Here is a 20,584-nt window from a genome sequence, read left to right on the forward strand (position 1 = left end):
AATAATTTACAGGAAGCAGGCTACAAGGCTGGATTACCTGCGGGAGGATGGGCAGGTATTGATAGAGGATATTTTAGACAGGGTTACCAATGACAGGCGGTGGGCCAGCGCCCAGGAATTAATGCAGCGAGCTGTAGACAGCGTTTCTCCTGAGCAGTACTGCGGTTGGTTCCAGGATCTGCCTGAAGAAGTAAGGGATAAAATGACTGAGTGCTGGGGCCAACCCCCGGGGGAAGTGTTCTGCTATGGGAACAAACTGCTTATTCCAGGCATCATCAACGGCAATATCTTTATCGGACTTCAGCCGCCGCGGGGATTTTTGGATGATCCAGCCAAGATCTATCACAGCCCGGATTTACCTATTCCTCATCACTATCTGGCCTATTACAGGTGGATACGAGATGTCTTCTGTGCTGATGCAGTGATGCATATCGGCAAACACGGGTCCCTGGAATGGCTGCCCGGTAAGGGGGTGGGACTTTCTGCTTCCTGCTACCCTGACCTGGTTATCTCCGATCTGCCCAATATTTATCCCTATATCATTAACAACCCGGGTGAAGGTACACAAGCCAAAAGGAGGAGCTACTGCTGTATTATTGACCACCTGGTGCCGGTAATGCATAATGCGGATAGCTATGAGGAAATGGCAGAGGTGGAAAAACAGCTGGAAGACTATTACAACGCCAGAGCCCAGGACCCCGCAAAGCTTCCCTATTTGGAAAAGTTGGTTTGGGAGAAGGTATGTGAGGTCAAGCTCAACCATGACCTGGGGTTAGCTGAGGAGGAAATCCCGGCGGATTTTAATGCCTTTGTAGAAAAGCTGCACAGCTATTTGAGTGAATTGAAAGATACCCAGATCCGCGACGGACTGCATATACTGGGAGAGCCCCCCATTGGAACGAGGCTGGTGGAGTTCCTGGTTGCCCTGACCAGACTGCCCAATGGGGATGTCCCTTCCCTGCGGCAGTCGTTAGCTGAAATGTGGGGATATGACTATGAACAGTTGCTGGCCAACCGCGGTAAAATGAATACCAACGGCAAGACCAATGGGCAAATCCTGGAGGATATCCATCAGCTGTCCCTTGATCTCATGGCATGCTTCGAGGAAGTGTGTTTTGATGAAAACGAGGTAAGATCTGTATCAAAGGAAATATTGGGGAAGACAAACCCCAAGGTGGAAGAAGTCTTGCTTTATGTTGCGCAGTTTCTGGCAGATCGCCTGGCGGCTACCACAGATGAACTCACCAATGCAAGGAATGCTTTGGATGGACAATTTATCCCTGCGGGGCCGTCCGGGGCTCCAACCAGGGGGATGGCCAATATCCTGCCTACCGGGAGGAATTTTTATTCAGTTGATCCTCAGGCCATTCCTTCTCCTGCGGCATGGAAGGTGGGAGTTGAGCTGGCTGACAACCTGCTGGCAAGGTATCTCAGTGATGAGGGCTGCTATCCGGAGAATATTGGGATTATCATCTGGGGAACCGGAGTGATGCGCACAAAAGGGGATGACATAGCTGAGATACTCTATTTGCTGGGGGTAAGACCGGTTTGGCAGCCGGAAAGCGGGCGAGTGAAGGGAATAGAGGTTATCCCACTGGAAGAATTAAAACGCCCCCGCATCGATGTCACTCTCCGCATCAGCGGCCTTTTCAGGGACGCTTTCCCCAATATCGTGGAGATGATTGACGAAGCTGTAGAAAGGGTTGCCTTTTTGGACGAACCCCCGGAGCAGAATTTTTTAGCCAAACATGTGCAAAAAGATATCACTGACAAAGTTGAACAGGGATTTGATCTGGAACAGGCCAGAGAGGAGGCCTGCTATCGTATATTCGGCTGTAAGCCCGGTGCCTACGGTGCCGGAGTGAGCGACTTGATCGATGCACAGAATTGGCGTGACGAACAGGACCTGGGTCAAGTCTATGTGGTTTGGGGCGGGTATGCTTACGGTAAGAAACAATACGGCAAGGTTGTGCCTGAGCTTTTTAAATACCGCCTCTCTCAGTTAGATGTGGCGGTAAAGAATGTGGATAACCGCGAGTATGACATGATGGACAGTGATGATTTTTATTCCTACCATGGTGGTATGATCGCTGCGGTGCGGGCTTTTAAAGGAGAAAATCCTCAGGCCTATATCGGAGACAGCTCAGATCCCGAGCGTATCAAAACCAGGAGCACAGCGGAAGAGGCCAAGCATGTTTTCCGGGCGAGGCTGCTCAACCCCAAATGGATTCACAGCATGCAGAGGCATGGCTATAAAGGGGCGGCAGATATCTCCAGAACTGTGGACTTTGCCTTTGGATGGGATGCTACTGCTGAAGTGCTTGAGGACTGGATGTATGAGCAGTTGGCCAAAAAATATGCACTGGATGAGGAAATGCAGGAATGGCTGAAGGATGTGAACCCATATGCCCTGCAGAACCTGATTGAGCGGCTGCTGGAAGCTATCCAAAGGGGTATGTGGGAGGCTGAGCCGCAGATGAAGCAAGAACTGCAGGATATCTATCTGGAAGTTGAGGGAAAACTGGAAGAAAGCCAGGAGAAATCATTGAAGAAACTGGGGGTATAGGACTTTTAGCTAAACCCATTGTCACTTTTCTTTTCATCCGGCGGTTCGCTGCCGGATCTTTTTTTTGTTAATGAGGCGATTTCTCATTTATTTTATTTAACACAGGAAATATATGTCATTATTTAAGTATCGGATTTAAAAGGTTCCACATAGTTGCAGGAATTTGCTCTTTTCTGTTGAATAACTTTCTATAGTGTACTGATTTCTGGTAAATAAATGTATTCGTGAAGGGTGCTAGCGCCAGGGACAGTAAGTTTACTCATATATATAGCTTATAGTTTAAGCATAATTTAATAATGGTAATTACAGGCCACGAAGGCTTTCCCAAGAAGGGATGGTTCTGTGGTTTTTTTATTTTCAGCAGGGGGTGAGATGCTGAGGGAACGAGCACCTTTCAACAGTGGCTTGGCAACTGTACGAAAAAGTGTCAGCTTCCCAAATACAAATTAAAAAACTTTACTGGATGTGTGTGTTTATTCTCTTATGAATAATTATTTAGGAGTAGATAACATTGAGTGTTTCCGCAACTACTGAAGAAGCTGCTGGAATTGCTGAACTTGAAGAGATATATCAACATTCCACAGCACGGAAATTAACACTGTTAGGGGTTCTGTTTATTTTACTCATTGTAATAGCCCTGGTGGCTACAGCCACTGGAGTAGCAGGGATCACTGTCGCTGATGTTGCCCGGGTAATTTTAAGCAAGATTATTCCTGGCTTGCAGTTGTCAACTGTCAGCGACCTGGCAGAGACGATTGTGATGGAGCTAAGGCTTCCCAGGATATTCCTGGCGATGCTTGCCGGGCTCAGTCTGGCAGGGGCAGGTGCGGTGATGCAGGGTGTTTTACGCAACCCACTGGTATCACCTTTTACACTGGGATTATCCGCCGGTGCATCATTGGGAGCGGCCATAGCAATTGTATTGGGGACCAGCGTTCTCGGGAGCGCATTCATTGTAGCAGGGAAGTATCTAATAGTTGTTAACTCATTTATTTTCGGCTCAATTACAATGTTATTGATTTATGGCATAGCCAAGATCAAGGGTGCTGTCCCCGAAACTTTGATACTGGCGGGAGTTGCACTGGGCTATCTTTTCCAGGCAGGAGTATCTGCCCTCAAGTATTTTTCTGACAACGAAGCCTTAAAAGACCTGGTTGTTTGGCTGATGGGCGGTCTCTGGGGAGCCAGTTGGGAAACCGTCATTATCCTGTTTCCTATAGTTTTGATCTGTTTAATCCTGTTGGAACGATATGCCTGGGATCTCAATGCCTTAGGATCAGGTGAAGAAGTTGCCATGAGTTTAGGTGTTAATGTGGACAGGTTGAGACTGGTGACCCTGATGCTGGCGACACTGATGGCTTCCAGTACTATTGCTTTTACAGGAATCATCGGTTTCATTGGGTTAGTTGCCCCGCATGTATGTCGCTTTATAGTCGGGTCAGATAACAGGTTTTTACTGCCTGGTGCCGCATTGATGGGGGCGGTCCTGCTCCTGCTGGCGGATACCCTGGCACGGATTGTACTGGCACCTGTAGAGATACCTGTGGGGATTCTAACATCCCTGATTGGGGCACCGTTCTTTCTCTTTCTGTTGCTCAGGAAGAAACATCAGTATTGGTAAGGGAAAATAAGTTGACATAAAGGGGGGCACGGGTTTATTAAGTCAAATTTATATCTAGTAATTTGAGGAGGAGAAAGATATGAAAAAAATTATGAATCTGTCTGTTGTTGTTGTTTTAACCCTGCTTATGTGTTTAGCAGCAGGGTGTGGTGATTCGGGTGAAAAGCAGACTGTTTCTGAAACAAAAATGATTACCATCACTGATTCTTCTGAGCGCTCGGTGGAAGTTCCTTGCCCGCCAAAACGGATTGTGGTCTGTAACAGTGATGTGGCTGAGATGATTTGCGCTCTAGGCTCAGCGGAGAGTATTGTTGGTGCCTCAGATGCAACCATTACAGATCCAATAATGAAACCTAAATTAGAAGGAGCAGAGGATGTCGGTAAATCATTTACACCCAGTGTCGAGAAAATTGTTTCTTTAAAACCCGATCTTGTTTTCGGATATGCTAGTTTTCTTAAACAAGACAGTGTTGATCAGCTTGAGCAGATGGGTACCCCAATTGTATTGCTGGATTGTTATAAACCAGAGACTATGACAAAAGATATCAAGACATTAGGGAAAATTCTCGGCAAGGAAAAACAGGCTAAGGAGTATATTGCAGTTTACGATAAATATCAAAAGTTAATTACAGAACGAACCAAAACCCTTTCTTCTGAAGAAAAGCCTCTTGTTTATCTTGAGGGTTATACCGATTATACTGTGGCTTCCGGAAATTCAGGGGGTGCACAGGTACTCGCTGCAGCCGGTGGGAAAAATATTGCTTCTGATATCAGTGATTCTTCTGCTAAAGTTAGTGAAGAATGGGTGCTGTCCAGGAATCCGCAAGTTATCATCAAAGCTGCTTCTAGCAGTATCCCGTCTGGTTATGGAAAGTCTGAGGACGCCATGAAAGAGAAAAGGAAAGAAATTATGTCACGTCCCAGTTGGGGGAAAATTGATGCCGTAAAGTCTGATAAGGTTTACTTGCTTTCAAGTGATATTTATGTTGGCCCTAGAATGGTTGTTGGTATGGCCTACTTTGCCAAATGGCTGCATCCGGAACTTTTCAAAGATGTAGACCCGGAAGCTATTCATAAAGAATTTCTACAAAAATTCCATAACATGGAACCCAAAGGGGTGTGGACTTATCCATAAAATATTTTTACCTCAAGTGATGGTAACAGATTATTAGAGAGGAGGACTAATCTATGATAAAAATCACCGCTATCCTGTGGCAGAGCCATGCCACAACGATGCGCAGAGCAGGAGAACTGCTCAAAAATATGGTTGATCTGCGGGTTTATTCAGCCCGTTATTTAGATGAAGGCAAAGAGGATATGGCCTCTGCGTTGGATGACCTGGCCGGTTCTGACCTCATCTTTTTTTACAGGTCATCTGGTGAAGCCATCTGGGACGAGCTGGAAAATGCGGTTAAACAACTTGATAAACCGGTGGTTTGTTTAGGACACGATCCCGGACTCTGGCTGCTCTCTACAGTACCCCTGGAAATAGTCGACAAATGCCATACCTATGTTGTTTACGGCGGTGTGGATAACTTTGCCCAGATGCTGAACTACCTGGCCGCAGAAGTCTTAGGTTTACAAGTTGACTATCAAGAACCCTTTGCTCACCCTTGGGAGGGGATCTATCACCCCAATGCACCTCACTACTTCGATAATATGGAAGATTACCTGGCCTGGTACAAACCCCGAAATGCACCGACCATCGGCCTTTTATTCTCGCGGGGCTACTGGGTAAATGATAATATCGCCGTAGAAGAACTTCTGATCAAGCTTTTTGAAGCCAAGGGCTATAATGTCATTCCCGCTTTTTGTTACTCTACGAAAGACGCTGATCTTGGGACCAGAGGTTCCGCAGGTGTAGTTCAGGACTTCTTCTTTGACCGGGAGGGAAAGCCCCGCATCAATGCAATGGTCAAGCTTCTTTCATTCTTTCTCGAATCCAAAAGGGGTGAGGATTTTCATAAAGAGGATGTAGCCGCATCAGGAGTCAATCTCTTAAAGAGGTTGAATGTTCCCATTTTCCAGCCCGTTGTTTCTTTCTATCGTACAGTTGAAGAATGGACATCAGACCCCCAGGGATTAAGCAACGAGATCTCCTGGTCGATCTCCATGCCCGAGTTTGAAGGAGTCATCGAGCCCCTCTACATCGGAGGAGTAGGGCGGGATGGAGACATGGAATTTAGAGATCCCCAACCAGAGCGCTGCCAGCACCTGGTAGATCGAGTAGCCAACTGGATCCGCTTGGCAGAAAAACCCGTCACAGAGCGCAAAGTAGCCTTCATTCTGCACAATAACCCCTGCGCATCAGTAGAAGCCACCGTAGGAGGAGGCGCCAAACTGGACACCCTGGAGAGCGTAGCCGGGATCCTGCAGCAGATGCAAAAAGAAGGCTATACAGTAGATATTCCAGCAGATGGCAAAGAACTGATCGACAACATCATGGACCACAAAGCCATTTCCGAATTCCGCTGGACCACCACAGACGAAATCGTCAGCAAAGGCGGAGCATTAAAACTTGTCCCAGTAGAAGAATACTGCCAGTGGTTTGACACCCTCTCCCCCCATATCAGAAAACGGGTTTCAGATGCCTGGGGCAACCCCCCGGGAGAAGAGCTAAACGGAGTACCCGCAGCAATGGTCTACGAAGGCAAGATCCTGGTCACCGGAGTACAGTACGGGAATGCGGTGATCTGCGTCCAGCCCAAGCGCGGCTGTGCCGGTCCTAAATGCGACGGACAAGTCTGTAAGATCCTCCACGACCCCGACATCCCCCCGCCACACCAGTACATGGCCACCTACCGCTTTATCGAGCGAGACTTCAAAGCAGATGTAATCATACACGTAGGCACCCACGGCAACCTGGAGTTTCTGCCAGGCAAAGGAGCAGGACTATCCCAGGACTGCTATCCCGATCTGGGAATAGGCGATATGCCACACCTCTACATCTACAACGCCGACAACCCACCGGAAGGAGTGATTGCCAAAAGAAGAAGCTATGCCGCACTGGTAGACCACATGCAGACCGTGATGACCGAAGGCGGCCTCTACGACGAACTGGCAGAACTCGACCGCTGCCTGGAAGAATACGAAAAAGCCAAGATAGCAGACCCCACCAGAGCCCATATGCTGGAACACATGATCATAGAAGAGATCAAAAAGACCAACTTAGACAAACAAATCCCCGTAGAGGGCGGGCATGACAACATAGAAGAGATCATCGAAGGCGCCCACGGCATACTCTCCACCATCCGCAACACCCAGATCCAGGACGGCATGCACATCTTTGGCCAACTGCCGGCAGGAGAACGAAAAGTTTCATTTATCAACTCCATCCTCCGCTTCGATGCCGGCCAGGATGTATCCCTGCGCCGCAGCATCGCCGCCCTGATGGATCTAGACCTTGCAGAGCTGATAGCAGACCAGAGCAAGATCTCACTCAAACACAGCAAATCCTACGGCGCGCTCCTGGAAGAGATAGATATAGCAGGAAAAGCATTTATCCAACACTTCCTCACAGGCAAAGAAGCAGGCCCCGCCCTGGCCCATGAGATCCTGGGAGATAAATTCATCTGTCCCCAGGCACTTCCCTCACTCAACGAAGTACTGCCCAGAGTGCTGGACCTGGATGACAGAATAGAGGCATCAAAAGAGATCGAAGCCCTGCTTGAAGGATTCCAGGGCAAATACATCCCCGCAGGCCCCTCAGGCCTCATTACCCGGGGCAAAGATGATGTCCTGCCCACAGGCCGCAACTTCTACTCCCTGGATCCCCACCGCGTACCCACAAAGGCAGCCTGGGAGGTAGGGAAACGCCTGGCAGACAAAGTGCTGGAAAAGCACCTTGAAGAAGAAGACAGATACCCAGAAAACATCGCCCTCTACTGGATGTGCAACGACATCATGTGGGCGGATGGAGAGGGTTTAGGCCAGATGCTCTACCTGTTAGGCGTACAGCCCAAATGGCTGCCCAATGGGAGAGTATCCGGAATAGAAGTGATTCCCCTGGAGGAACTGGGAAGGCCGCGCATAGACCTGACCGTCAGAGTATCAGGGATCACAAGAGACATGTTCTGCAACTGTGTAGAACTCCTGGATGAAGCCATTGCCACAGTAGCCGCCCTGGAAGAGCCAGAAGAACAAAACTACGTGCGCAAACACACCCTTGCCCAGCTGGATGGCAAAGAAGACAAAGAATCCTGGCGAAATGCCACATTGCGCATCTTTGCCGCCAAACCAGGCACCTACTCCTCAGGAGTCAACCTGGCAGTATACGCCTCAGCCTGGAAAGAAGAAAAAGACCTGGCAGACATCTTCCTCTTCTGGAACGGCTATGCCTACGGTAAAGATGTTTACGGCCAGGAAGCCTTCAAACAGCTGCAGTCCAGTTTACGCACAGTAGACATCACCTACAACAAAGTAGTGACCGATGAAAGCGACCTCTTCGGCTGCTGCTGCTACTTCGGCACCCACGGCGGCCTGACCGCTGCTGCAAGAGTCGCCTCAGGCAAAGATGTGAGAGTCTACTACGGAGACACCAGAGAACCGGAACATGTGGAAGTGAGGACACTGGCTGATGAAGTGCGGAGAGTAGTTAGGACAAAACTCCTCAACCCCAAGTGGATCGAGGGACAGAAGAGGCACGGCTACAAAGGAGCAGGAGACATCTCCAAAAGAGTCGGCCGTGTCTATGGCTGGGAGGCCACAACCCAGGAAGTCGATGACTGGATCTTCGATGACATCACCAAAACCTTTATTCTGGATGAAGAGAACCGCAAATTCTTCGAAGAGCACAACCCCTGGGCTATGGAAGAGATCGCCCGCCGCCTCCTGGAGGCACACCAGCGCGGCCTCTGGGATGCAGACCCCGAAGTGATCGATGGTCTGAAAGAATACTACCTGGAGATAGAAGGCTGGATCGAAGAGAGAATGGGTGAAGTGAAAGGCGATTTCCAGGGAGGTGCCATCGACATCCTCACCCACGAAGAAGTAGCTGACTGGGGAGCCAAGATGCAGGAGATCAAGGCGAAATTAGAGAGCTGAGATAAAGGGAGCGATATCAAGTGAAGCTTAATGTAAATGGGGTTCGTTTTCGTTATGAGAGCCGGGATATCTTAAAGGATGTTGAACTGGAAGCAAAGTCAGGTGAGGTGCTGGCTGTTATCGGAGCAAACGGAGCGGGCAAAAGCACCTTGATTCGCTGTATTAATAGAATCCTGAAGCCGTATACGGGTACAGTGTTACTGGATGGGAAAGAACTCACCAGTTTCACTGCCAAAGAGCGTGCTTGCATGATGGGTTATGTCCCCCAGACAGCAAAAGATGTTTTTTCTATTTAATGTTATGGAAACGGTTTTAATGGGTCGCAAACCACACATTAGCTGGGGTGTAGGGAAAAGAGACCTGAAAATTGTAAACTCAGTACTTGTGCGCATGGGACTTACCCAATTTGTGGAGCGCTATTTGTACGAATTAAGCGGCGGAGAAAGGCAAAAGGTTTTAATTGCCCGTGCCCTGGCACAGGAACCAGAAGTGCTGCTCCTTGATGAACCCACAAGCAACCTTGATGTAAGGCATCAATTGGAAGTAATGGAACTGGTACAGGGCATTGCCCTGCAGCAGAAAAAATGCGTATTAATGGTAGTCCACGATCTCAATTTAGCTGCACGTTACGCAGACAAGATATTAATGCTCAAAGACGGTGAAGTCTTTGCGGCAGGTACGCCACAGGATGTCTTGGTCCCGAAGAACATCAAAGCTGTATATGGTGTTGAATCCATGATCATTAACACTGAACTGGGCCCATATGTGATCACAATAAAACCAAGTGCCCCACAAAAAGAACCCGCGGCTAGTGAACTAAAAGTGGCTGCGGTTGCGGGGTCTTAGTGAAGGGAGTGAATCGACTTAAAGGCATGAGCCACCTACTGCGTAAATGGGTTACGTGGTCTTAATAAGCGCTGAACTAATTCAGAAGATTTTTTATGGAGTTGACAGGGTGTGTCAACAAAGAACTTGCTTTTACATAACAAAGAAGAAATTGAAAATTTGACTGACCTAAAGGGAGGAAATGCCGCCATAGGTGCAACCTGGTCAGTTACAAAGAGGACTTATCTGGACTGGCTGCCTATTATGCTGTCTATGGGGATGGTTTGGCGGCGGCGCTGGTGGCGTTTTGTCATAGGGGGTCTTAACAAACCTGTTATTTTTTTGGCCATTTTCGCCTGGAACATGGGCGGTTATAGAACAGATGCCTCCGGCAGCTACCTGGGGTTTTTAGTGCCCGGCCTTTTGGTAATGGCCGCTGTTTCCTCCAGTTACGGTGACCTGGTCAACTGGTTTACCCTGAGGAGAGTTTATTACAGAGTGCTTGATGAATACCTGCTTGCCCCCATTTCCAATACATCCCTCCTGATCGGCCATATTATGGGTGCTGGTACAAAAGGATTTCTTGTCTCCGGGATCGTTTTTCTGACATCACAGATTTTTGTGAAGGGTTTTCATCTCACATTCAACTTTTTCCTGCAGTTATTTGTGGTTTGCCTCACCTTCGCTTGCCTGGCAGTTGCCACAGCCATGATTGCCGGGAGAGAAAAGGATTCCATAATGTTTTCTAATATGATCGTTTTCCCCATGACCTTTTTCTGTGGCACCTTTTTTCCAGTAGAGAACTTGCCAGGAATCCTGGAGCAGGTCAGTTGGTGCCTGCCCCTGACTGCGGCTACTTACAATCTGCGTGGTCTTGCCCTGACAGGGATCAGCAGTTTATCCTGGTTTGCACAGAGTCTGGGCTGGTTCGGAGCATTCTATATCCTGGCGTACTTTATGTTGAATAAAAGGCGGGAGGATTAGCTATGTCTGTTAGAACAGATTACCATATACAGAGCAAAACAGCGTTGCTGCCATCCTGGCTGCCTATCGTTTGGGAGGAATTTATCACCTGGCGGAATAAGTTCTGGATGTACATTATATCTTACATGTTGTCACCGCTGATCTTTCTGCTTTCATTTGGCATGGGAGTAGGTCAGCGCATGAAGATGATGATGCCGGGTGGAATGAGCTACCTGGAGTTTCTTGTTCCCGGCGTTGTTGCCCTGGCGCTCTTCAACAATGGAATGACCTCAGTGATGACGCGCATGTACTATTCACGCATACATTATAAGAGCTTTGATTCCTACCGGCTGGCACCTGCCGGCAATTTATCAATTTGGCTTGGTTATACCCTGGGCGGTATGATGCGGGGTCTTGCCTCAGGTTTAATAGTCATCATAGTGATCAGTTTTATCGTACCTCTGCGGGTGAATCCGGCATTTTTCGGAGCAGTGCTGTTGACCGCCTTTTGTTTTGCCAGCTTCGCTGTTATGCTCAGTTTATTTATGCGTACTTTCGATGACCAGGCTCTGATCAACGAGCTAATACTTATTCCTGTTACCTATCTCAGCGGCACATTAGTTCCTGTTGAACGCCTGCCCGAATTACTGCAACCGATCGTTTGGTGCTTTCCCCTCACCCCTGCAGCTAAGCTTTTACGCTCCACTCTGGCAGGAACAGGCGTTTCTTTGCAGTTGGTGTTATTGCTTGTGGGGTGGATTGTACTCTTTTTTATACTGGGGTTGTACAGGTTAAACAAGATGGATGCTTGAAATTACAAGAATTCTACGCAACAGAAACCAGGATAGCATGTGATTACAAAAAAGCAATTGCTCCACATAAAGAATCCGTAGCCATCGATCTATATGTATGACTGCGGTTGTAGTGTTTTTAATAAAGGGAGTGAGCGATGTCGCAATGAGGTTTTAGTTATTTGCTGTTTTCGATTCTAGAGAGTATTTTGAAAAAATTCATCGAGGAGGGTATTAAATGAGATTGAAAAAGTATATGATCCCAATTTTATTTTGTGTTCTAGGGTGTATGCTGTTGCTGGCCGGATGTGGAAAGAGTGATTCAAAAAAAAGAACCGGAAACTAAAACTGTTACTGTTACTGATTGTATTGGTAGGGGTGTAGAATTACCACAGCCTCTGGATAAAGTAGTAATACTGAATAGTGATGTAGCTGAGGCTATGCGCATTTTAAAGGTACAGGATACTGTTGTTGGGGTTAGCGAGACAGTCAAAAAAGACCCTTATCTTGGTATGGAGGATAAAGAATTAATTGGAAAGTGGGATAAGCCCAGTTATGAAAAAATTGTGGAGCTAAAACCGCAGGTTGTAATATCGTATAGCAAGTGGCCTGGTGAAGAATTAGCTGAGAAATTAGAACCTGCCGGGGTCAAGGTTGTGCATCTAGATTTATACAAGCCTGAAACATATGATAATGATTTTAAAACACTGGGTAAAATGTTTGGTCAAGAAAAAAAAAGCTGATTCTTTTTTAAAATGGAAAGTAGAGAAAATTGCAACATTAGATAAGGTGAAGGACTTACCATCGGATAAAAGGGTAAAGGTTTTTTTCATGACAATCAGCAATTTCGAAAAAGAGAAATGGGGTACTTTTGGCAGTGGTACAGCCGCTCATCAGGGAATTGAGATGGCAGGTGGGAATAATGTGGCTCGGGAACTTAAGGATTATCCTGATGTCAGCCCGGAATGGATCTTACAGCAAAACCCTGAGGTATTAGTTTTTGCAGATACAGCAGAAGATTATTTGGGATTTAAAATAACTGATTATGGAAACGTAGAAATATTAAAAGATAAGATAACGAAAAATAAGGTTTTTAGCAAAACGGATGCTGTCCAAAAGGATAGGATCTACCTTATTCGAAGAACTCTTGTTGGTGCTGACAAGACTTACCTGGGTGCACTTTACCTTGCCAAGTGGTTCTATCCGGATCAGTTTAAGGATTTAGATCCTGATAAGGTTCTTAAAGAATACTATGAAAAGTGGCTGGATATACCATTCCAGGGCAAGTGGGCTTATCCACCTACATCAAAGTAGGGATTCATGAATTCCCTTGGGAAGTCATGGGATTCCGGTTCAGCAGACCATGACCTGCTGCAGACCCATATCGATTATCAAGGAACCTTTTGGTTATATTTAACACAGATGCTAGTATTCTGATAGAAAAGTTTTCCGCCTTTCATCCAAAGGGGTGGGTTTTTCCGTGGGGGATCATAATAAAAAAAAAAGATAGCAGGAATTCAGGAACCGGTGTAGAAATATTATAATACAAGTAAATATCTTTCAGCTCAAGTTCTTTTGCCCAGCGCAAAAGATAAGAGGGAACCAGGTGAAAATCCTGGACGGTCCGGCCACTGTATGGGGGAAGTTTTCTGCAAGGTACGCCACTGGAGAATATCCGGGAAGGCAGTGAGGAAGCGATGACCCACAAGTCAGGAGACCTGCTTGGGCTTGAGGCAATCTTTACCTTCCCATGGAGAGGGTTGTGCCAGGGCATTTGATGCCAGGTGGTATTGTGTATTACCTCCAGTCTCTCTTGGGACTGGAGTTTTTTGTTTAACCCATTGTCACTTCTCTTTTCTTCCGGCGGTTCGCTGCCGGAACTTTTTTTTATGTACAAAAAATTCTTGTCCCAGACTATTGACAAATAGATGAAGATAGAATATTATCTAGTTCAAGGTAATGAGAATGGTTCTCAATTGTAAGTGTAATCAGGTAAGTGTCACGAGGATCGATGCTTTATTTTTTCCCAATATGTTAGTTAATCCTTACTATTAAAAAAAAAAGAAAGCAGAGGTGTGTGCTCAATGACCGGAACTATAGCCCTCTCTTCGGCGATGGAGGACTATCTGGAAGTGATGCTGGAACTGGCCGAGAGAGAGGGAATTATCAGGGTTACCGATATTGCCGCTGCTCTAAATATTGCTAAGGCCAGTGTTACTCAGGCGGTCACCAATTTGAAAGACCTGGGCATGGTTACTCAGGAAAGGTATGGCCCGGTGCAATTAACGTCGGCCGGACGGGAGTGTGCGGTGAAGGTGCGACAGCGGCACCGCTTGCTGCGCAAGTTTCTTATTGAGGTGCTGGGGGTGAACCCCAGAATCGCTGAAAAGGACGCCTGTCTGATGGAACATGTAGTCAGCCCTCAGACCATGGAAAAACTGGTGTCATTTCTGGAAAACGCCGGCCAATTGGAGGGGGCAACAGTTCTCTCCCCAGGGCGGGGTTTGACGAAGCAAAGGATGGATGAGAGAAAGGAGGTAAAAACTATGAGGTCTGTTAATATCAGGTCACTCAATGAACTGGCTACCGGAGAGCAGGGCAGAGTGATCCGCGTTACGGCAACTGGCCCCGTTCGCCGCCGCATTTTGGAGATGGGTGTTACCCCGGGAACGGAGGTCAGCGTCAAAGGTGTTGCTCCATTGGGCGATCCCATTGAAGTATTGGTTAAGGGTTACAGCCTGAGTCTTCGAAAAGAAGAAGCGGCCAGTATCTTTGTGGAGGTGATGTAGCTGTGTCGGGTAACAGTGTTTTACCCCTTGGTTTTTTACAGACCGGGCGTGATGCTGTAGTGAGTGACCTGGCCGGTGGGCGAAGTTTGCGTCAGCGGCTGACGGATATGGGTGTTGTTCGCGGTACCAGAGTAAAAGTAGTTAAAAACGATATGGGCGGCCCGCTGATCATTTCCATCGGTGAGGGGCGGCTTGCTGTTGGTCGCGGGATGGCTCTCAGGATCATGGTGGAAGTGGTATAGTATTTTTTTAATCATGTGTTAGGTAGTACTAACATCGGGAGGAGGATGATCATGGAAGAGGCACAATTGGTGGTGGCTTTGGCAGGCAACCCCAATTCAGGGAAAACCACTGTCTTTAACAATTTAACAGGATCTCGCCAGCATGTGGGCAACTGGCCGGGTGTGACCGTTGAGAAAAAGGAGGGGCAGTTTGTTTTTGAGGGAAAGGTGATCCGTGTGATCGACCTGCCCGGTACATACAGCCTCGGTGCATATTCGGAAGATGAGGCGGTAGCCCGGGACTACATTCTTTTCGAAAGGCCGGATGTGGTAATCAATGTTGTGGATGCCACCAACCTGGAACGCAACCTGTATCTGACCACACATCTTTTAGAGATGGGTGCCAATGTGGTGGTAGCCCTGAATATGTTCGATGAATTGAAAACCAGAGAGGTGGATATAGATGTACCCAGGCTGTCTAAACTGCTGGGTATGCCGGTGGTTCCTACGGTTGCTACCCGTAACAAGGGAATGAAGGAACTGGTGGCTCAGGCACTGCAGGCAGCTAAAGACGGTGTTAAGGAGCCGCTCAAGATCAACTACGGCAAGGAAATGGAAACCGAACTGGCTGCTATGGAACAAGAGATCAGTTCGAACCCGGGGCTGCCGGATAATTTATCTCCGCGGTGGCTGACGGTAAAGTTGCTGGAGGGAGATGAAGGTGTCCTTAAATGGTTAAACAAGTATCCTGGTTTGGAGCGACTGCTGGCCCGCCGTGATGAAATCGTCAATCAACTGGAGGGGATAATCGGAGAAGACATTGAATCCTTTGTCGCTGATCGTCGCTATGGATTCATCGGTGGCTTAGCCAGAGAGGTGGTCACCCGGCGGAAGACTGCGGAAGAGCGGCTCTCGACATCTGATAAGATCGACCGCGTCATCACCAATCGTTACCTGGGGATCCCTCTTTTTTTATTAGCCATGTGGGTGGTGTTTCAGTTCACCTTTACGGTGGGCGATCCCCTCATCGGCTGGATTGAAGATTTCTTTGAGTTTCTTGGTGGAGCGACCGGGCCCTGGCTAGAGGGCCTTGGTGTGTCCAGTTTGATCAGTTCATTAGTTGTCGATGGCATCATTGCAGGGGTGGGTTCGGTTCTGGTTTTTTTCCCCAATATATTCCTGCTGTTCTTTGCCATTTCCTTATTGGAAGACAGCGGATACATGGCTCGTGCGGCGTATATTATGGACCGGTTCATGCATACCCTGGGCTTACACGGAAAGTCCTTTATTCCACTCCTCATCGGTTTTGGGTGCAATGTTCCTGCAATCATGGCTACCAGGACGCTGGAAAACAAGAGGGACAGGATGATTACCATTTTGATCAACCCGCTGATGTCCTGCACCGCAAGGTTGCCTGTTTACATCCTGTTTACTGCGGCGTTTTTCAGCGCCCATCAGGGTTTGGTGGTCTTTTCTCTTTACCTTCTGGGCTTGGTGTTGGCTGTTCTGATGGGCATGCTGTTCAAACGGTTCCTATTTAAGGGGGAGACATCTCACTTTGTCATGGAACTTCCCCCATATCGTGTCCCTACCCTCAAAGGGACTTTGATCCACATGTGGGAGAGGGGCAGCATTTTTATTCGCAAGGCAGGGACAATCATCTTTGCTACGGTGGTGTTGATTTGGGTGCTGTCCAGTCTTCCCTGGGGTGTGGAATATGCCAGTCAGGAGAGCATCTTGGGTCACATCGGCAGCTTTGTTGTGCCGATCTTTTCGCCTGCGGGCTTCGGCAATTGGGAAGCGGCGGTTGCCCTGATCTTTGGTATCCTGGCCAAGGAAGTGGTGGTCGGTACCCTGGGTGTCATTTACAGTGTGGAGGGGGCGGGGCTGACAAGTGTTATCGCTCAGTATTGGACGCCGCTGGCTGCCTATGCTTTTATGGTGATGACCCTGATTTATATACCCTGCATCGCTGTTATTGGTGTCATTAAAAGAGAGACCAACTCCTGGGGATGGACGGGTTTTGCCGTAGGGTACAGCCTGGTGTTGGGTTGGTTGATGGCAGTATTGATCTATCAGGTCGGCATGTTATTTGGGCTTGGTTAATGCTGCAGCGATAGGTTCCAACCTTGAAGGAATAACGCGTTTAAGCTTGCGTGATATTTTCAAGGCACATAAAAGCCGGTTTTATAATGTATTTTTCGCTGCAGTATCAATTTGGCGTTTAAGGTAACGGGGGTTGAGTGAAGATGGAAACACTGATCTTGTTGGGAATCTGTGTGTTGGCTGTGGGGCTCCTGGTGCGCAAGCTTGCCGGGGCTGCCAATGGCTCAGGCTGCACCACCTGCGGGCAGGATTGTGTCTACTGTCAGAGGCGGGACCCAGGGGCGGGACAGTGAATAGCAGGTCACCTGGTTGTGGTTGATGACTCTCCTCATGATGCAGGAGTAATTTCCTAATGCGGAGAGTTTCCCCCACCGGGGATGCTGCTTGCTAATAGGTTGTTTGTTCTCAGTACTTTTGTTTGACGGGAGGGATAGCGTGTCGGTCTTTATTGTCGGAGGTGACTACCTGGGAAACATCCCCGCTAAGTTGAAAGGCTTTGGTTTCACAGAAATCATGCACCTTTCCGGTCGCAAAAAGGGGCATGTGGCGGTTGAAATACCAAGCCAGGTGGATGTTGTTCTCGTACTCACCAATTATGTAAACCATGGGTGTGCTGTAAAAATTAAAGAAAAAGCCAGAAAAATGGGGGCAAAGACCCTTTTCGCCCGCAGGGCGTGGTCGCATATTTCCGAGATGTTGGTGCGAGAGCTGGGATGATCTTTACCGGCGACAGCCACCTGTATTTGTATTTGTGCCGTCAGCGGCAGCGGCAGGATGGAGGTTAAGATGGTGAGAACGAGTTTCTTACTCTTTTGATAATAAATTGATACGGGGGTGTTTGTAAAGATGAGCAAGTAAATATAATTGCAGTGGCGAAAGAGCAACGTTTGATAATGCAATGCTGTATTTTTATGGGGAGGGATAGTGATGTTTGTCTGGCAAAAGCGGTTAAAGCGATCAGTAGGGATTTTCCTGATCCTGATGTTGGTTTTCTCCTCCTGCCTGATTGCCGCGCCTTTTCAGTCCCTGGCGGCGGCAGAGGAGAGCCCCGGCGTGCTGATCTTAGCGCATGGGGCGGGTGATCCCACTTGGACTGTGCCCTTGTGGGAAGCTGCAAACGAACTGAAAGAAAACCTTCCTTATCCGGTGGCCATCGGATTTTTGGAATATGATGAACCTGATATTCCGGACGCTGTGGAACAACTTAATGCAGTGGGGGTCAATAAGATTGTTGCCGTTCCTCTCTTTATTTCCAGCTATTCCAACCACATTGAAGAGATTAAATACATCCTGGGTTTGAGGAAGGACTTGCCGGATCCGGATGAGGATCTTGAACGAGCTTCACCGGCGGGAGAGGTGATCCTGATTCCGGCAGTCGATGACCACCCGCTGATGGCAGAAGTGCTTACTGAACAGATTAAGCCTCTCATCAAAGACCCTGCTCACGAGGTTGTGGTCCTGGCAGCGCATGGCAGCGATTCTGAAGAAGGCAAGATCGGGTGGAAAAATAACCTGGAGTCCCTAGGACAGCAAATCCAGAAACGCTTAGCAGCACAAGGGACGCCAGTGAAAGGTATAAGATACGGCTATGTTTTTGAGGGGCCAACCCCTTCTCTACGGAAGGCCGTTGACGAAGCCATCAATACCGATGGGGCCACCGCCCTGGTGGTTCCGGTGATGGTCAGCGAGGGTTTTTTCACCGGTCGCATGATTCCCAATATTCTCAAGGAATTTGCGGATGACACATACCGATATCCAGAGCCGGGCCAGCGGGCGCTTCTTACTTTTCAGAAAGCCCATGCCAATCGTATTGTGGAGTGGAGAGCGGCCAATGAACTGTGGCCGCAGCCAGAGGTGCTCCAGGATGGTAAACGATTGCACCTTACGCTGGATAAATGCCAGGAAATCGCCCAGGCAGCCGGCAAGGGGTACCCCTGCTCGGTGCTGGCCTTCCGCATGGCCGGTGTGGCTCTGCCTGCTCTATGGCCTGATAGCCCGGTGGTGGCAGATGACCTGACGGTGGTAAGCTTGCTGCCACCCGAGGCTGGCAGTAAACCGGTATTTGACTACCTGAGCGGTGATGTCAGTTACCTGGGCAACTGGAAAAAGATCACCCCCCTTAGTCCCACCTTCATTTTCGCCAATAAAGCCACCGGGGAGACGGTGTGGGTACAGGTTAAGCCAGATACTTTTGGCGGTGAAGATTACTTTGGTCTGCGCAACCGGGTGATCAATGGCCAGGCTGCTGAAGGGGAACAGGCGGGTCTCCAGGCTCGCCTGGACGAGCTTCTCAAAAACCTATTAGCCAGGCCGGCTGAGGCGATTTGTGCCTGGAAGAAGGTTTCTCCCCTCAGTGTTTACAGCCCGGATGACAAACTGCTAAAGTTTTCCTATATGGATATAGCCGTGGAGGATGAAGGCCTCTGCCTGGGAAGAACCTTCGGTTTTCAGGCGCTGAGCGAAGCTTTTGCTGAACTTTATGGTGATAGTGTACCCAAGCAGGGCAGGTTCAGTGTATTAGCGCATCTTCCTACCAAGTGCACAGAAGGTGTCCTGAAGGTTGTCGCCGGTGCAGGCAACTACGAACTCAGCGGCACTGACCCGGTGCAGGGGGAAAACTACTGCTATGAGGTAACAGCTAAAGACAGGTCACGAGTGGCCGTTGTTAAGGTTAAACCCTCACTTATCCCTGAAGAGTTTTTTACCTTACGCAATAAATGCAAGCAGGGCAAGGCCACTCCTGATGAAAAGGCACGTTTCCAGGAACTCAAGCTGCAAGCCATCATTTCACTTATGTTTAAGCCCACCGATGAAATCTTTAGTGTTAGCACACATACCGTTGATATGCAGGGCGATGGGGTGGATGACAAGGATCTCAGCAAGGATAAGGAAAAGAGAGGTGATGAAAAGGGGCGACAAGACAAGGCCAAGGAAAAAACCGGCCTGCCCAAGACAGGTGAAAACATTTTGCCATTGTATCTTATCGGAATTGCCCTATTATTTGCAGGAACCTTGATGGTGCGCAGAAAACAGTTCGATCGTTTTGAGCGGAAATAAGTAGGTGCACATATTTGTGCTTTGTGCTTGGATGGGCAGGTGACTGAACAACGGTTAAAAGATTTGCAGCTGTCTTCTGAGCGCTCTTTAGCTGGGTTGGTGAGGCTAAACCGTCAAACTTTAATGTCTCTCTTTAATCATCTCAGCCAGCCTGTAATAACCTGTGCCAGGGAAGAATCAGGAGACCCCTGGACAACGGTCATGTTTTTTTCCTCACAGAACTGTACGGCAATATCACGGGGGATCTCGATGATCACCTGTGTGCCCATCTCTTCGGCTGCAGCCTGTACCAAGGCGGATTCATCAGGCACTCCCCTGGCATTGAGGATGACCCCCTTGAGCTGTGCATAACCACGGCCCTGGAACTGCTCGATGGCCCTGAATAGATCCTCTGCCTTATTCCTTTCCGGTGTTGTAGGCAAACTGACCATGGCCACCTCCAGTTCCCATTCTTCACGGATCAGACGCGTCAAGCCCAAAGCATAGTCGTATGGGCAGGAGACAGCCACCCTCAGATGCATGAACCTCATTAAATTTGTGCTGATCTTCGTCAGGGCAGGGATTAAACGGCTTTTGTCGAATGATTAAGATAATGAATGGCT

At 48.4% G+C, this 20,584-nt stretch carries 17 protein-coding genes and 1 riboswitch; of the genes, 16 read left to right on the plus strand and 1 reads right to left on the minus strand.

What is annotated here, in order from left to right; translation table 11 throughout:
* From cobN (SSCH_RS13420) to SSCH_RS16970, 16 genes are all read left to right on the plus strand, one after another.
* Nucleotides 1-2,566, plus strand: a 2,566-nt coding sequence (cobN, locus tag SSCH_RS13420) for a cobaltochelatase subunit CobN (RefSeq protein ID WP_044665913.1), incomplete at its 5' end; no start/stop codon positions are given.
* Nucleotides 2,567-3,077: 511 nt separating this feature from the next.
* Entirely contained in the window at nucleotides 3,078-4,187 is a 1,110-nt protein-coding gene (locus SSCH_RS13425; protein WP_044665914.1) for a FecCD family ABC transporter permease, read from the plus strand.
* 79 nt (nucleotides 4,188-4,266) lie between these two features.
* Nucleotides 4,267-5,322: an ABC transporter substrate-binding protein gene (locus SSCH_RS13430; RefSeq protein WP_052835663.1), complete on the plus strand. Its 1,056-nt coding sequence runs from the start codon at nucleotides 4,267-4,269 to the stop codon at nucleotides 5,320-5,322.
* Between the two features lie 53 nt (nucleotides 5,323-5,375).
* A complete protein-coding gene (cobN, locus tag SSCH_RS13435) occupies nucleotides 5,376-9,230 on the plus strand; it encodes a cobaltochelatase subunit CobN (protein WP_198142486.1) in 3,855 nt (1,284 codons plus the stop codon).
* A gap of 20 nt (nucleotides 9,231-9,250) precedes the next feature.
* Complete coding sequence (locus tag SSCH_RS21235; protein WP_198142487.1) at nucleotides 9,251-9,526, plus strand: ATP-binding cassette domain-containing protein; 276 nt, start codon at nucleotides 9,251-9,253, stop codon at nucleotides 9,524-9,526.
* 4 nt (nucleotides 9,527-9,530) lie between these two features.
* Nucleotides 9,531-10,076: an ABC transporter ATP-binding protein gene (locus tag SSCH_RS13440; RefSeq protein WP_198142488.1), complete on the plus strand. Its 546-nt coding sequence runs from the start codon at nucleotides 9,531-9,533 to the stop codon at nucleotides 10,074-10,076.
* Nucleotides 10,077-10,187: 111 nt separating this feature from the next.
* Nucleotides 10,188-11,039 (plus strand): ABC transporter permease, encoded by an 852-nt coding sequence (locus SSCH_RS13445; protein WP_198142489.1) that lies wholly within the window; start codon nucleotides 10,188-10,190, stop codon nucleotides 11,037-11,039.
* A 2-nt stretch (nucleotides 11,040-11,041) separates the two neighbouring features.
* Nucleotides 11,042-11,830, plus strand: a complete 789-nt coding sequence (locus tag SSCH_RS13450; protein ID WP_044665915.1) for an ABC transporter permease — start codon at nucleotides 11,042-11,044, stop codon at nucleotides 11,828-11,830.
* A gap of 296 nt (nucleotides 11,831-12,126) precedes the next feature.
* Nucleotides 12,127-12,552, plus strand: a complete 426-nt coding sequence (locus SSCH_RS21240; protein WP_044665916.1) for an ABC transporter substrate-binding protein — start codon at nucleotides 12,127-12,129, stop codon at nucleotides 12,550-12,552.
* The gene (locus SSCH_RS13460; protein WP_044665917.1) at nucleotides 12,530-13,123 is read left to right on the plus strand and encodes an ABC transporter substrate-binding protein; all 594 of its coding nucleotides are present in this window, start codon (nucleotides 12,530-12,532) and stop codon (nucleotides 13,121-13,123) included. The genes SSCH_RS21240 and SSCH_RS13460 overlap by 23 nt, the downstream gene beginning before the upstream one ends.
* 236 nt (nucleotides 13,124-13,359) lie before the next feature.
* A riboswitch (cobalamin riboswitch) is annotated at nucleotides 13,360-13,549 on the plus strand.
* Between the two features lie 344 nt (nucleotides 13,550-13,893).
* Nucleotides 13,894-14,598: a metal-dependent transcriptional regulator gene (locus SSCH_RS13470; RefSeq protein WP_044665919.1), complete on the plus strand. Its 705-nt coding sequence runs from the start codon at nucleotides 13,894-13,896 to the stop codon at nucleotides 14,596-14,598.
* 2 nt (nucleotides 14,599-14,600) lie between these two features.
* Nucleotides 14,601-14,840, plus strand: a complete 240-nt coding sequence (locus tag SSCH_RS13475; RefSeq protein ID WP_044665920.1) for a FeoA family protein — start codon at nucleotides 14,601-14,603, stop codon at nucleotides 14,838-14,840.
* A gap of 15 nt (nucleotides 14,841-14,855) precedes the next feature.
* Nucleotides 14,856-16,925, plus strand: coding sequence for a ferrous iron transport protein B (gene feoB, locus SSCH_RS13480; RefSeq protein WP_232294485.1), 2,070 nt, complete (start codon nucleotides 14,856-14,858; stop codon nucleotides 16,923-16,925).
* A 143-nt stretch (nucleotides 16,926-17,068) separates the two neighbouring features.
* Entirely contained in the window at nucleotides 17,069-17,218 is a 150-nt protein-coding gene (locus SSCH_RS18460; protein ID WP_156972307.1) for a hypothetical protein, read from the plus strand.
* A 142-nt stretch (nucleotides 17,219-17,360) separates the two neighbouring features.
* Nucleotides 17,361-17,642, plus strand: a complete 282-nt coding sequence (locus tag SSCH_RS13485; protein ID WP_044665922.1) for a DUF2325 domain-containing protein — start codon at nucleotides 17,361-17,363, stop codon at nucleotides 17,640-17,642.
* 210 nt (nucleotides 17,643-17,852) lie between these two features.
* Nucleotides 17,853-19,982 carry a CbiX/SirB N-terminal domain-containing protein gene (locus tag SSCH_RS16970; protein WP_052835664.1) on the plus strand — a complete coding sequence of 710 codons (2,130 nt, stop codon included), beginning with the start codon at nucleotides 17,853-17,855 and terminating at the stop codon, nucleotides 19,980-19,982.
* Nucleotides 19,983-20,119: 137 nt separating this feature from the next.
* On the opposite strand, the gene SSCH_RS13495 is transcribed toward SSCH_RS16970, so the two are convergent.
* Complete coding sequence (locus SSCH_RS13495) at nucleotides 20,120-20,503, minus strand: P-loop NTPase family protein (RefSeq protein ID WP_052835665.1); 384 nt, start codon at nucleotides 20,501-20,503, stop codon at nucleotides 20,120-20,122.
* Between the last annotated feature and the right edge of the window lie 81 nt (nucleotides 20,504-20,584).

The organism is Syntrophaceticus schinkii (assembly GCF_000946815.1).
GTDB classification, from domain to species: domain Bacteria; phylum Bacillota; class DSM-12270; order Thermacetogeniales; family Thermacetogeniaceae; genus Syntrophaceticus; species Syntrophaceticus schinkii.

Excerpts from the sequence above, each read along its gene's own strand:
- SSCH_RS13430 (WP_052835663.1), top strand. The coding sequence starts at position 4,267 with ATGAAAAAAATTATGAATCTGTCTGTTGTTGTTGTTTTAACCCTGCTT.
- cobN (WP_198142486.1), top strand. The coding sequence starts at position 5,376 with ATGATAAAAATCACCGCTATCCTGTGGCAGAGCCATGCCACAACGATG.
- SSCH_RS13440 (WP_198142488.1), top strand. The coding sequence starts at position 9,531 with ATGGAAACGGTTTTAATGGGTCGCAAACCACACATTAGCTGGGGTGTA.
- SSCH_RS13450 (WP_044665915.1), top strand. The coding sequence starts at position 11,042 with ATGTCTGTTAGAACAGATTACCATATACAGAGCAAAACAGCGTTGCTG.
- SSCH_RS13470 (WP_044665919.1), top strand. The coding sequence starts at position 13,894 with ATGACCGGAACTATAGCCCTCTCTTCGGCGATGGAGGACTATCTGGAA.
- SSCH_RS18460 (WP_156972307.1), top strand. The coding sequence starts at position 17,069 with ATGGAAACACTGATCTTGTTGGGAATCTGTGTGTTGGCTGTGGGGCTC.
- SSCH_RS16970 (WP_052835664.1), top strand. The coding sequence starts at position 17,853 with ATGTTTGTCTGGCAAAAGCGGTTAAAGCGATCAGTAGGGATTTTCCTG.
- SSCH_RS13495 (WP_052835665.1), bottom strand. The coding sequence starts at position 20,503 with ATGCATCTGAGGGTGGCTGTCTCCTGCCCATACGACTATGCTTTGGGC.